Annotated in this window: 11 protein-coding genes; 2 read left to right on the forward strand and 9 right to left on the reverse strand. The window is 62.5% G+C overall.

Annotation, left to right across the window (positions count from 1 at the left end; all coding sequences use genetic code 11):
* Positions 1-77: 77 nt before the first annotated feature.
* The gene (gene secA, locus V6M87_RS03830) at positions 78-2861 is read right to left on the reverse strand and encodes a preprotein translocase subunit SecA (protein ID WP_332848415.1); all 2784 of its coding nucleotides are present in this window, start codon (positions 2859-2861) and stop codon (positions 78-80) included.
* Positions 2862-3097: 236 nt separating this feature from the next.
* On the opposite strand from secA, the gene V6M87_RS03835 reads away from it, so the two are divergent.
* A complete protein-coding gene (locus V6M87_RS03835) occupies positions 3098-3604 on the forward strand; it encodes a DciA family protein (protein WP_332848416.1) in 507 nt (168 codons plus the stop codon).
* A gap of 3 nt (positions 3605-3607) precedes the next feature.
* Here the strand turns inward: V6M87_RS03835 and V6M87_RS03840 are convergent, their stop codons facing one another.
* Positions 3608-6151 carry a response regulator gene (locus V6M87_RS03840; RefSeq protein ID WP_332848417.1) on the reverse strand — a complete coding sequence of 848 codons (2544 nt, stop codon included), beginning with the start codon at positions 6149-6151 and terminating at the stop codon, positions 3608-3610.
* Between the two features lie 162 nt (positions 6152-6313).
* On the opposite strand from V6M87_RS03840, the gene V6M87_RS03845 reads away from it, so the two are divergent.
* Positions 6314-7120, forward strand: coding sequence for a metallophosphoesterase (locus tag V6M87_RS03845; protein ID WP_332848418.1), 807 nt, complete (start codon positions 6314-6316; stop codon positions 7118-7120).
* A gap of 12 nt (positions 7121-7132) precedes the next feature.
* Here the strand turns inward: V6M87_RS03845 and V6M87_RS03850 are convergent, their stop codons facing one another.
* The 7 genes from V6M87_RS03850 to V6M87_RS03880 form a co-directional block, all read right to left on the reverse strand.
* On the reverse strand, positions 7133-7516 hold the full coding sequence (locus tag V6M87_RS03850) for a nuclear transport factor 2 family protein (RefSeq protein WP_332848419.1): 384 nt from the start codon (positions 7514-7516) through the stop codon (positions 7133-7135).
* 33 nt (positions 7517-7549) lie between these two features.
* Positions 7550-8491, reverse strand: a complete 942-nt coding sequence (lpxC, locus tag V6M87_RS03855; RefSeq protein ID WP_332848420.1) for a UDP-3-O-acyl-N-acetylglucosamine deacetylase — start codon at positions 8489-8491, stop codon at positions 7550-7552.
* A gap of 68 nt (positions 8492-8559) precedes the next feature.
* Entirely contained in the window at positions 8560-9450 is an 891-nt protein-coding gene (locus tag V6M87_RS03860; protein ID WP_332848421.1) for a DMT family transporter, read from the reverse strand.
* Positions 9451-9510: 60 nt separating this feature from the next.
* Positions 9511-10014, reverse strand: coding sequence for a peroxiredoxin (locus tag V6M87_RS03865; protein WP_332848422.1), 504 nt, complete (start codon positions 10012-10014; stop codon positions 9511-9513).
* Positions 10015-10113: 99 nt separating this feature from the next.
* Positions 10114-11325: a cell division protein FtsZ gene (gene ftsZ / locus V6M87_RS03870; RefSeq protein WP_332848423.1), complete on the reverse strand. Its 1212-nt coding sequence runs from the start codon at positions 11323-11325 to the stop codon at positions 10114-10116.
* Positions 11326-11478: 153 nt separating this feature from the next.
* Positions 11479-12711 carry a cell division protein FtsA gene (gene ftsA / locus V6M87_RS03875; protein WP_332848424.1) on the reverse strand — a complete coding sequence of 411 codons (1233 nt, stop codon included), beginning with the start codon at positions 12709-12711 and terminating at the stop codon, positions 11479-11481.
* Between the two features lie 16 nt (positions 12712-12727).
* Complete coding sequence (locus V6M87_RS03880) at positions 12728-13585, reverse strand: cell division protein FtsQ/DivIB (protein WP_332848425.1); 858 nt, start codon at positions 13583-13585, stop codon at positions 12728-12730.
* Between the last annotated feature and the right edge of the window lie 3 nt (positions 13586-13588).

Below are 13588 nucleotides of genomic sequence, written 5' to 3' on the forward strand. Positions count from 1 at the left end.
GAAAAAAAACGGCCCGATCGACATGTCGATCGGGCCGTTCAGCGTCGGTACAGCTTGCCTGTAGTGGCGCTTTCTGCTTAAGCCAGCTTGCCGTGGCACGCCTTGAACTTCTTGCCGCTGCCGCAAGGGCATGGATCGTTGCGGGCCACCTTGACGCCATCGTAGGTATTGGCATCGTCGCCCACCAGCGAGGCCGGGGCGACTGGCGACGAACTCGGCGCAAACAGGTCTTCCGGCGCCGACGCTGGATTGAACTCGGAGTGCTGGTAATTGACGTTGGCCACTTGCGGGTGCGTCGCAGCGATGGCTGCTTCGGCCGCATCGATTTCTTCACGCGTCTGGATGCGCACCGTCATGATCTGGCGGGTCACTTCCAGCTTGATCTCGTCAAGCATGCCGGAGAACAGTTCAAACGCTTCACGCTTGTATTCCTGCTTCGGGTTCTTTTGCGCGTAACCACGCAAATGGATACCCTGGCGCAGGTGGTCCAGCGCGGCCAGGTGCTCGCGCCAGTGGCTGTCGACGCTTTGCAGCATGACATTGCGCTCGAAGCCGCCGAACGATTCCTTGCCGACAATGGCGATTTTCGCCGCGTAGGCCGCTTCGGCCGCAGCTTGCACGCGCTCGAGGATGTCTTCGTCGTTGAGGTTGCTATCTTCCTTCAGCGCCCCGGCCAGCGGCACATTCAGGCTCCATTCGTCGGCCAGGTTCGACTCGAGTGCAGCGATGTCCCACTGCTCTTCCACCGACTCGGCCGGCACATGGGTGCGCACCACGTCGGCAAACACGCTGCCGCGCAGGGAAGCGATCAGTTCGGAGATGTCCGTCGTTTCCAGCAACTCGTTACGCTGGCTGTAGATCACCTTGCGCTGATCGTTGGCGACATCATCGTATTCCAGCAATTGCTTGCGGATGTCGAAGTTGCGCGCTTCCACCTTGCGCTGCGCCGTTTCGATGGAGCGCGAGACGATGCCCGCTTCGATCGGTTCGCCTTCCGGCATTTTGAGGCGGTCCATGATGGCGCGCACGCGGTCACCCGCGAAGATGCGCAGCAGGGCGTCGTCGAGGCACAGGTAGAAGCGGGACGAACCCGGATCGCCCTGGCGGCCCGAACGGCCGCGCAGCTGATTGTCGACGCGGCGCGATTCATGGCGCTCGGTGCCGACGATGTGCAGGCCACCGGCGCCCACCACGTGGTCGTGCAGCGATTGCCATTCGTCGCGCACGGTGTGCGACTGGGCGGCTTTGTCGGTTTCCGACAAGCTCACGCTTTCGTCGATCAATTGCACCTGCTTCTCGACGTTACCGCCCAACACGATGTCGGTACCGCGACCGGCCATGTTGGTGGCGATGGTGATCATTTTCGGGCGGCCCGCCTGGGCGATGATTTCCGCCTCGCGGGCGTGCTGCTTGGCGTTCAACACATTGTGCGGCAGATTGGCCTTGGCCAGAATGCCGGACAACATTTCCGAATTTTCGATCGAGGTGGTGCCGACCAGCACCGGCTGACCGCGCTCATAGCAATCGCGGATGTCGATCAGCATTGCGTTGTATTTCTCGGCCGACGTTTTGTAGACCTGGTCCTGGCGATCCTTGCGCTGCGATGGCCGGTTCGGTGGAATCACCACGGTCTCGAGACCGTAAATTTCCTGGAATTCATACGCTTCGGTATCGGCCGTCCCGGTCATGCCCGAGAGCTTCGAGTACATCCTGAAGTAGTTCTGGAACGTGATCGAGGCCAGCGTCTGGTTCTCGTTCTGGATGCGCACGCCCTCTTTCGCTTCGACCGCCTGGTGCAGGCCTTCCGACCAGCGCCGGCCCGTCATCAGGCGTCCCGTGAATTCATCGACGATGATGATTTCATCGTTCTGCACCACGTAATGCTGGTCCTTGAAGTACAGCGCGTGGGCGCGCAGGGCCGCATACAGGTGGTGGATCAGGGTGATATTGGCCGAGTCGTACAGCGACGCACCTTCCGGCAGCAAGCCCATTTCGGTCAGGACCTGCTCGGCCTTTTCGTGGCCGGCTTCGGTCAGCAGCACGGTGTGCGCTTTCTCGTCCTTGGTGTAGTCGCCCGGTACTTCGATCTTGCCCTTGCCGTCCGGCGTTTCTTCGCCCACCTGCAAGGTCAGCATCGCTGGCAGTTCGTTGATCTTGTAATACAGCTCGGTGTGATTTTCGGCCTGGCCGGAAATGATCAGCGGCGTACGCGCTTCATCGATCAGGATCGAGTCGACTTCATCGACCACGGCGAAGTTCAGCACGCGCTGAACCCGCTCGCCGGCTTCAAACACCATATTGTCGCGCAGGTAGTCGAAACCGAATTCGTTATTCGTGCCGTAGGTGATGTCCGAAGCGTAGGCGCGCTGCTTGGTGTCGTGGTCGAGCTGCGACAGGTTGACACCGGTCGTCAAGCCCAGCCAGCCATACAGGCGGCCCATCGAGTCGGCATCGCGCTGCGCCAGGTAATCGTTGACGGTAATCACGTGCACGCCCTTGCCGGACAGCGCATTCAGGTAGACCGGCAGGGTGGCCATCAAGGTCTTGCCCTCGCCGGTGCCCATTTCGGCGATTTTGCCGTAGTGGAGCACCATGCCGCCGATCATTTGCACATCGAAGTGGCGCATTTTGAGGACGCGCTTGGCACCCTCGCGGCACACGGCGAACGCTTCGACCAGCAGGTCGTCCAGCGTTTCACCCTTGGCGACGCGCGCCTTGAATTCAGCCGTTTTCGCTTGCAATTGCTCGTCCGACAGCTTTTCGATCTGCGGCTCGAGCGCACTGATCGCGCGCACGGTTTTTTGATATTGCTTGAGCAGCCGCTGGTTGCGGCTACCGAAAATCTGGGTCAGTAATGACATGCTTGAATTCTTGAAAAATACGCCGCGAAAAGACCAAGGGAGAATGCCGTTACGACATCCATCGGAGACCGCCTATGGCACAAAACTACCGATTTTAGCATGGGGTCCAGCCACACTTGGGGATTGTAGAGCGTATAACAAGATCGTGCCGGGAAACAATGTCTCACTTTCGCGCCCATTCGCTGGCTAAGCGGGACCACGTTGAGACATATCAGCCCCTGTGGTATGTTCCGGTCATGGCCTCCCCTCCCAACCATGCTACCCCGCGCCCTGTGCACCTGTATGGCACCCGCGTGCGCAACACCTCGATCGGCGCGACCGAATTTTTGCGCGCCAACGAGCGCATGGCCAGCCTGCTGCCCACGGCCATGCGCATGGCCAGCCTGCAGAAGGACATTGCCGCCGCCCTGCCACCCATGTTCGACAACTGCGACGTGCTGTCGTTCCAGGACGGCGCCCTGGTGCTGGCCACGCCCAGCTCGGCCATTGCCGCCAAACTCAAGCAGCAGGCCCCCAAGCTGCAGGGCGACCTGATCAAGCGCGGCTGGCAGGTCGAGTCGGTGAAACTGAAGGTGCAGGTCACGCGCGCGCTGCCGTCGACGGTGCAGATGCGCGTGCTGGAATTGCCCGAGATGGCAGTGTGCGCCTTTGAAGAACTGGGCGACACCCTGCCCGCGACCGAACAGAATGCGCGCCTGATTGCCGCCATCAAGTCGATGGCGGCACGGCGCCGCGCCGAATAAACCTTATTCCGGCAGCGTCGCGACCACGTCGCGCAACTGGTCCAGCGAATACGGCTTCGGCAACACGGCAAATGGGAAGGCCAGCGCCGCCGGCTCCGGCGCGCCGTAGCCCGAGGCGACAATCACCTGCAAGGCCGGGCGCACCGACCGGGCCCGGCGCGCCACGTCGACGCCGGACACGCCCGGCAGCGCCAGGTCGGTCAGCAGCACGTCGAACGCTTCTTGCTCCACCCGCGCCAGCGCTTCTTCGCCGCTCACCGCACCCTGGACGATATGGCCCAGTTTGGCCAGCAGTTCGCAGGCCATCTCGAGCAGGTCGGGATTGTCCTCCACCACCAATATGCGGCGCCCGGCCGGAACCGGCGCGGCAGCCGGCGCCGCGGCCAGCATCGAACGCACCTTGCGCGCCAGCTGGTCTCGTCCATACGGTTTCGACAGCAGCTCCACGCCCGGGTCGAGCCGGCCGCCATGGACGATCGCGTTCTGGGTGTAGCCCGAGGTGAACAGCACGGCGATCTGCGGGTGCAGGCCTCTGGCATGGCGCGCCAGTTCGGGACTGCGCAACTGGCCCGGCATGACCACGTCGGTGAACAGCAGGTCGATCGGCAGGCCGCTCTTCAAAATGCCCAGCGCGCTGTCGGCGTTGTCGGCCTTGAGCACGCGGTAGCCCATGCTGCCCAGCAGTTCTACCACCGTGCCCTGCACCGACAGATCGTCTTCCACCACCAGGATGGTTTCCTTGCCGCCGGTGACCAAAGCTGCGCCGCCCTGGATCGGAGACTGGCTTGCTTCGACCTCGAACGAGCGCGGAAAATACAGTTTGAAGGTGGTACCCTCGCCCTCCTCGCTGTAGATCTTGAAATGTCCACCGGTCTGTTTCACGAAACCATACGCCATCGACAGGCCGAGACCCGTGCCGTGCCCTTCCGGCTTGGTCGAGAAAAATGGCTCGCAGGCCCGATCGAGCACCTCGGGCGACATGCCGCAACCGGTGTCGGAAATGGCGAACATGACGTACTGGCCCGGCTTGATGTCGGGCTCGGAGGCCACGTAGCAGTCGTCGAGCATGGCATTGCCAATTTCGATGGTCAGCTTGCCTCCGCCGGGCATGGCGTCGCGCGCGTTAATTGCCAGGTTCAGCAGCACGTTTTCGAGCTGGTGCGGGTCGGCCGCCATGCTCCACAGGCCGCCGGCCTTGACCATCTCGATCTCGATGGTTTCGCCCAACACCCTGCGCAGCATGTCGTCCATGTCGGCCAGCGCCCGCGCCGGGTCGATGACCACCGGCTGCAAGGGCTGGCGCCGCGCATAGGCCAGCAACTGCGACGACAGTTTCGCGCCGCGCTGGACTGCCTGCAGCGCCGACGCCACATAGCGCGTCGCGCGGCCTTCCGGCAATGCCACCTGCAGCAACTGCAAATTGCCGCCGATAACCTGCAAAATATTGTTGAAGTCGTGGGCCACGCCGCCGGTCAGTTTGCCGATCGCCTCCAGCTTCTGCGACCGGATCAGGGCGTCGTGCGCGCTGGACAGTTCGGCGGTGCGGGCCCCGACCAGCGACTCGAGTTCGGTCTGGTAGCGGGTCAGTTCGATCTGCGCATTGCGCTGTTCGGTGACGTCGCTGCCCTGGACAAAAATGCCGGATACGCGGCCGTCGGCGCCCTGCACCGGCTGGTAGACAAAATCGAGGAAGCGCAGCGTGCCGGCCGGATCAGCCGCGTCGGGCGCGCTACGTAGTTGGAGCGGCACGCCGCGCCCGACGTAGGCCTGGCCGGTCTGGTAGACATTGTTAAGCAGTTCAATAAAACCCTGCCCTTCGATTTCCGGCAGGATTTCGCGCAGCGTCTGGCCCACCAGTTCGCGTCCGCCAAAAATATTCCGGTAAGCCTGGTTGGCCAGTTCAAAGACGTGCTCCTCGCCCTGCAACACGCAAATGAAACCCGGCGCCTGTTCAAACAAGCGCTGCAGGTGCGCCTTGGCGCCCTGCAGTTCCTGGGCCAGTTTCAGGGCGGCCTGCGCCTCGGCCAGCGCCACCCCGCGCGCTTCCACCATCTGCTCGAGCTCTTCCTGCTTGGCCTGCAGCCGGTGCTGCGCCAGCACCCGCTCGGTCACGTCGCTGCCCTGCGAAAAAATCCCGACCACGGTTTGGTTCTCGTCGACGATCGGCTGGTAGACAAAGTCGATGTAGCGCTGTTCAACATCGCCGCCTTCGGCCGGCGCCACCGCCAGCGGCAGGGCCGCGCCGACAAACGGGACGCCGGTGGCAAATACATCATCGAGCAGTTCAAAGAAGCCCTGGCCGGCCAGCTCCGGCAGCGCCTTGCGCACCGGTTTGCCGATGATGTCCTTGAATTCGGCCAGCCGATGGTGCGCCTGATTCTGCAACTCGTAGACGTGTTCCGGTCCGCGAAAAAAACAGACAAAGCCGGGCGCCTGTTCGAACAGGCGCAGCAGGTCGCGATACTCGAGGCGGTTGTCATGCAGGCGTGGCGCGGGCGGGGCGCCGTCCGGCGGGGTTCGATCGAGGTCGGGCAGGTGGGTGAACATGGGCAGATTGCGGCGCGCGCCTTGCGCGGTCCGCTAAATGTTAATTGGTGCAAATATTTTACAGAAAAAGGGTCGCTGGCGGGATCAAGCGAACGCGACGTTCCCGGCGGCCGAAGCCCTCCCTGCATATTTCGCCATGCATATCTATATACTGACGCAACTATGCGCATCCAGCTCTTCTCCGACCTCCACCTGGAACGCGATCCGTCGTTTCGCCCCGTCATCTTCCCAGGCACTGACGTCATCGTGCTGGCCGGCGACATCGGCTCCTACCAGAGCGGCTCGCGCCTGCATTCGAGCGACTTCGGCCTGGAATTGTTTGCGCCCGCGCTGGGCGCCCCCTGCCCGGTGGTGCTGTTCGTCCCCGGCAACCACGAGTTCGATTCCCTCGATTTCGCCGAAACCACGGCACGCCTGCGCGCCACCTGCGCGCGCCTGGGCATCACCTGGCTGGAGCAGGAAGTGGTCACCATCGGTCAGGTGCGCTTCCTGGGCACAACGCTGTGGAGCGATTTCGATGCACTGGCCGTGCGCGCACCCGACGTGACAAAGCAGCTCGCGATGCGCCACAAGGCCATGCGGGCAGCGAACTATTACCTGAGCAAGAACACCACCCTGGCGCACGGCGAACCGGTGCTGGCCGAGGGCTTGCGCGCCATGTCGCTAGCCTGCCAGGCCTGGCTGCGCGCGGCGCTGGCCGCACCGTTCGACGGCAAGACGGTGGTGGTAACCCATTTCGCGCCGAGTTTATTGAGCGCCGACCCGCGCTATGGCCTGGCGGCCGGCACCGCAGGGTTCTGCAATGCGCTCGATGACTTGTTGGCGCTGGCCGATGTCTGGATGCATGGGCACCTGCATTGCATGAACGATTACGTGGTCCATGGCTGCCGCGTGGTGGCCAATCCATTGGGGTATCTGAGCAAGAACGAGCAGATCCAGTTTCGCGAGAACCTGGTCATCGAGCTGTGATGCGCGTTGCTGCTACGCGCGGTCGACGATCTTGCTGATGCGGCCCTGATCGAACGTAAACACGCTGCTGCCGTTGAACGTCAGCACTGTCCCTGCCGGCGGTCCACCGGGAATGTCCGCGGCCAGCTTGGCCTGGAATGCAATGTCGACGTTGGCATGACTGCCATCGAAGCTGAGCGCGGTGAGCCGTTGCTCCCGTTCCGCGAATAGTGCAGCACCGGTTTCCGCGAGCAGGCGAAATTCGCGAAGGCCGGACGCCTGCGCACCCAATTGCCCGTTGGAATAATGCTCGAATCGGATATCGGATGCGAGCAGTGCGCACATGGCATCGAGGTCGAACCGGTTATAAGCATCGATATAGGCGTTGATCAGCTCTGCAGGTGCGACCATCGACATGGACTTCTCCTCATCGTTGCAACAGGACAGGAACTAGTTCAGCGCCCACTCGCGCGCCATTTGCTTGCCGTAGGACATAGGCACGATGCCTGCGCCGGCTTCGTCGAAGGTAACGATTTCGTAAGCATCCGGGCGCGCCAGCAGGGCCAGCAGCAGCTGATTGTTCAGCGCGTGCCCGGATTTATGGGCTTCGTAGCTGCACAGCAGCGGATGACCAACCAGGTACAGGTCGCCGATGGCGTCGAGGATTTTATGGCGCACGAACTCGTCTTCGTAGCGCAAGCCATCGGCGTTGAGGATGCGGTACTCGTCCATGACGATGGCGTTTTCGAGCGAGCCGCCGCGCGCCAGGCCCATGCCGCGCAGACTTTCGACGTCCTGCATGAAGCCGAAGGTGCGCGCGCGCGCGACGTCGTGCACGTACGACACCGTGCCGAAATCGACCTTGGCGCGCTGGGTGGTGCCGTCCACGGCGGGATGGTTGAATTCAATAAAAAAATCGAGCTTGAAGCCGTCGTACGGCACCAGCCTGGCCCATTTTTCAGTGGCGCCGCTGCCATGGCGCACTTCCACTTCCTTGATGACGCGGATAAATTTCTTGGCCGCGCCCTGCTCTTCCACACCGGCTTGCTGCAACAGGTAGACGAACGACGAGGCCGAACCGTCCATGATCGGAATTTCTTCGGCCGACACGTCGACATACAGGTTGTCGATACCGAGCCCGGCGCAGGCCGACATCAGGTGCTCGACCGTGGACACGCGCGCGTTGTCCTTGACCAGCACCGAGGCCATGCGGGTGTCGCCCACCACGCCGGCACTGGCGACGAACTCGACGACGGGATCGAGGTCGACCCGGCGGAACACGATGCCGGTGTCGATGGCGGCCGGGCGCAGCGTCAGTTCGACCTTGGTGCCCGAGTGCAGGCCGACACCGGTGGTGCGCACCAGTTGTTTGACAGTTCGTTGTTTTAACATCCGTAAATTATATCGTTTCCCTGCTTTTGCCGCGCGGCATACCCCCCGCGGTAGCAGGAATGCAACGCTTATGGATGTTCCGATTCCGTGTGGACCGTTTCGCGCCGGATCAGGTACAGGCCGCTGGCGATGATGATGGCCGCGCCGATCAGCGTGTAACGGTCGGGCAGCACCTGCCACAGTACCCAGTCCAGCCCCACGCCCCAGGCCAGGGCCGAGTATTCGAACGGCGCCACGCGCGACGCTTCGCCGTGTGCGAAGGCTTCGGTAATGGCCAGTTGGGCAAAAAAACCGGAAAACGCGAGGCCGCACAGCAAGGGCAGGCGCTCCAGCGGCACCGCTTTCCAGTTCGGCCAGGCCAGTGCCGTCGCGCCGATGGCCATCAAGGTCATCAGCCAGAACACCATGTGCGCGCTGCTGTCGAGCCGGGACAGGATGCGCCCGGTAATCGACGAGACCGCGTACATGGCTGCCGCCGCCAGGATCGCCAGCCCGCCCATCGTCAGGACGCCCTCGCCGCTCGGGCGCAGTACCACCAGCACGCCGGCCATGCCCACGGCGATGGCCACCCATTGGCCGCCACTGACACGCTCTTTCAATATCCATACGGACAGCGCCGTGATCAGGGCCGGTGCGATGAAGAAGATCGAATACGCTTCGGCCAGCGACAGTTGATTCACGCCGAAGGCGAACAGCGCCAGCATCATGATGCCGAGCCCGGCGCGCAGCAAGTGCAGCGGCCAGTGCACGCGCAGGATGGACGTAAAGCCGCCGCGCCAGGCGACGTAAGCGACGATCAGCGGCAGCGAGGCGAGCGAGCGCAGGCTGGCCACCTGCATGGCCGGGAAATCGGCGGCCAGCAGTTTCATGGCGGTGTCCATCAGCGAAAACATGACGACCGCGATCAGCATCATGTAAATGCTGCGCAGGTTACCGACCGAGCCGCTCAAGGCTTGCATTCTGTCTCCCGAATAAAAAAAACGGCGCCGCAGCGCCGTCGGATTTACTGCTGCTTGCGCTTACGCCAACTGGGCCAGCATGGTCTCGGCATTCGACACCTCGAAACCGGTGGTCTCGACATTCAGCTGCGTGACCACGCCGTCAACCACGAGCATCGAGTAGCGCTGCGAGCGGGTGCCCATATTGTGCTTGGAAAAATCGGCCGACAGGCCCAGTGCGCGGCTGAAATCGGCGTTACCGTCAGCCATCATGCGCACGATGCCGGTGGCGTGTTGATCGCGGCCCCAGGCGCCCATGACGAAGGCGTCATTGACCGAGATGCACCAGATTTCATCGACGCCCTTGGCTTTGAGCGCATCGGCGTGCTCGACATAGCCCGGCACGTGCTTGGCCGAGCAGGTTGGCGTGTAAGCGCCTGGCAGGCCAAAGATGACGATCTTCTTGCCCTTGACGAGGTCGGCGACCTGGAAGGTGTTGGGGCCGAGCGAGCAGCCTTCGGTTGCGGTCTCGATGAACTCGGACAGGGTGCCTTCGGGCAGGTGGTCGCCAATTTTGATCGTCATGCGGGAACTCCGGTGGGTTGGGTGAATGAGGATGTCAGTATGCCCGAAAAAACGGGCCGCTTGCGCGACCCGTTCTATTCAAACTCGCTGACCGACGAATCAGTCCGCCTGCTTGCGCAAGAACGCCGGAATGTCATACGTCTCCACGCCATTCCTCTGCATTGCCTGAACCTGCTCGGAGGCCTGCTCGCGACGCCACACGGCTGGCTGCTTCATGCCGTCGAGGCCGCCGCCGGCAGCAGCCGTGGCCGCACCCATCGTCACGCCAGCCGTGCGCGTGCCTGGCATGCCGCCCATCACTGGCATGTTGTCGGTGCCGGTACGCAGCACTTGCTGTGGCTGCACCAGGGTCATCGATTTTTTGACTTTGCCCAGGCCCGTTGCCACCACGGTGACGCGGATTTCGTCGCCCATCGAGTCGTCGTACGCGATACCCTGCGCGATCGATGCATCCGGCGCGGCAAAAGCGCGCACGGCAGCCATGACTTCCTTGATCTCTTTACCCTTCAGGCTGCGGCTGGCCGTGACGTTGACCAGCACGCCGCGCGCGCCGGACAGGTCGATACCGTCCAGCAGCGGCGAGGCCACGGCCTGCTCGGCAGCGATGCGGGCGCGGTCCATGCCCGATGCGGTGGCCGTGCCCATCATGGCCTTGCCCTGCTCGCCCATGATGGTTTTCACGTCGTTGAAGTCGACGTTGATGTGGCCCGGGACGTTGATGATCTCGGCGATACCGGCCACCGCGTTGTTGAGCACATCGTCGGCGTGCTGCATCCACTCGATCATCGATTCATCTTCGTAGATCTCTTCCAGCTTTTCGTTCAGGATGATAATCAGCGAATCGACGTGCTGGGTCAGCTCGTCGAGGCCCGCTTCGGCGATGTCCATGCACTTCTGGCCTTCGTACGAAAACGGCTTCGACACCACCGCCACCGTCAGCGCGCCCATCGCCTTGGCGATTTCAGCGACGATCGGGGCCGCGCCGGTACCGGTGCCGCCGCCCATGCCGGCCGCGATGAAGACCATGTGCGCGCCGCGCAGCGAGTCTTCGATGCGCTGGCGCGACTGTTCTGCCAGCATACGGCCCACTTCCGGCTTCATCCCGGCGCCCAGACCGGAGTCGCCGATCTGGATGATGTTGTTGGCCGAGGAGGCGGCCAGCGCCTGCGCGTCGGTATTGGCGGCGATGAACTCCACGCCCGAGACACCCTTGTTGATCATGTGCTGCACTGCGTTGCCGCCCGCGCCGCCCACACCCACCACCTTGATGATGGTTCCCAATGCTGCGTTATCGACCATATGGAACTCCATGATGTACCCCTGTATTTTGTGTGGTGCCGTTTTCAAGCGCTAGCCCTCATGCGATGGCAGCAGGCCTGGAGATTGAAAACTGCGTTAAATTAAGAAAATTGTATAAATCGTTTTACTGCTGTGCGTTAGTCAAACCACCAGATCTGTGCCGGCTTAAAAGTTCCCTAGAAACCATTCCTTCATGCGCTGCCAGACCGCCTTCACCGAGCCATCCTGGCGCGTCACGATATGACCTCGTAAGTACTGCTTTTTTGCTTCGAGTAGAAGACCCAGCACGGTGGCGTAGCGCGGCGAGCGCACCACGTCGGCCAGCTGGCCGCGGTAGTCCGGCGTGCCCAGGCGCGCCGGTTTCAGGAAAATATCTTCGGCCATTTCGACCATGCCCGGCATGATCGCGGTGCCGCCGGTGAGCACGATGCCCGACGACAGCACGCCTTCGTAGCCGGAGTCGCGCACGGCCTGATGCACCATCGCGAACAGTTCTTCGACGCGCGGCTCGATGACAGCCGCCAGCGCCTGGCGCGACAGGTTGCGCGGGCCGCGGTCGCCCAGTCCCGGTACTTCCAGCGTCTCGCCCGGGTCGGCCAGCACCTGCTTGGCCACGCCGTAGCGAATCTTGATTTCTTCGGCTTCGCCGGTCGGTGTGCGCAGCGCCATCGCGATGTCGTTGGTGATCTGGTCGCCCGCAATCGGGATCACGGCCGTGTGGCGGATCGCGCCGTCCGAGAACACCGCAATGTCAGTGGTGCCGCCGCCGATGTCGATCAGCACCACGCCGAGTTCTTTCTCGTCGTTGGTGAGCACCGCATCGGCCGAGGCCATCGGCTGGAGAATCAGGTCCGACACTTCCAGGCCGCAGCGGCGCACGCACTTGACGATGTTCTGCACCGCCGAGACGGCGCCGGTGACGATGTGGACTCGTACTTCAAGTCTTATTCCGCTCATCCCGATCGGCTCGCGCACGTCTTCCTGGTTGTCGACGATGAATTCCTGCGGCACCGTGTGCAGCAGTTGCTGGTCGGTCGGGATGTTCACGGCCTTGGCCGTCTCGATCACGCGGGCGACGTCGGTGGCCGTGACTTCCTTGTCCTTGATGGCCACCATGCCGCTCGAATTGAACGAGCGGATATGGCTGCCGGCGATGCCCGCATAGACGTTGCGGATTTTGCAGTCCGCCATCAGCTCGGCCTCCTCCAGCGCGCGCTGGATCGACTCGACGGTCGCCTCGATATTCACGACCACGCCCTTTTTCAGGCCCTTCGATTCGTGCTGACCGAGCCCGATCACTTCGTGCCGGCCGTCCGGCATCACTTCGGCCACCACCGCCACCACCTTGGAGGTGCCGATGTCGAGTCCGACGATCAGGTTTTTCGCGTCTTTAGTCATTCTTGTCGCCTGCTATTCAAATTTGCTTGTTGGTTTTGCTGCTGCTTTTGCTGGTGGATGGCGGCTGCTTCTTGTTCGTCTTGCTTACTTTATTCGCGGCCTTCACAGGCTTGCTGGCGTCGCTCGGCACATGCAGTGCTTTCGACGCCAGCGCCAGCCCGTTCGGGTAGCGCATGTCGATCGTTTCGATACTGCCGTCCTGCAGGCGCGCGACCAGCTGCGGATACACCGCCACCAGCCGGTCCACGCGCGCTTTCATCGTGTCCTTGTCCTGCTCCCGCCCCAGCGCCACCGTCATGCCGTTGTCCAGGCCCACTGTCCACGCATACCGGTTCGACAGCGACAGCGTTTCCGGCACCAGTTTTACCGGCGCGAACCACTTGCGCAGTTCGGCAAATTTGCTCAGCACTTCCTTTTCGCTGCCTTCCGGACCGTCAAAACCGGGCAGCGGATGGTCGTCATCGGCTTCAGCCAGATTGGCGGTGAATACGTCGCCCTTGACTGAAAGAAGACGGCCGTCTTCGCCCCAGGTGCCGAGCGGTTCATGTTCTTCGACGTCCACGATCAACTGGTTTGGCCACTCGCGCCGTACCGTTGCGCGCCGTACCCAGGGCACCGCTTCGAACGTCGTGCGTACCTGCTCCAGGTTGGCCGTAAAAAAATTCCCGGTGATTTTGCCGACCACGCCGTTCCGCACGGTCAGTTCGCTCACGTGTTTCAGGTCCATGCTGTAGATGCTCTCGACGCGCACCGTCTTCAAGGTGAACATCGGACGCTGCGAAATCCACCACACGCCCGCCGCCAGACTGGCGACAACCGTCACGGCCATCAGGCCGCTCGCGGTTGCGTTCAGGGAGCGGATGTCATGCCACATGGT

Source organism: Massilia sp. S19_KUP03_FR1 (genome assembly GCF_036688685.1).
Classification (GTDB): Bacteria; Pseudomonadota; Gammaproteobacteria; order Burkholderiales; family Burkholderiaceae_D; genus JALYUM01.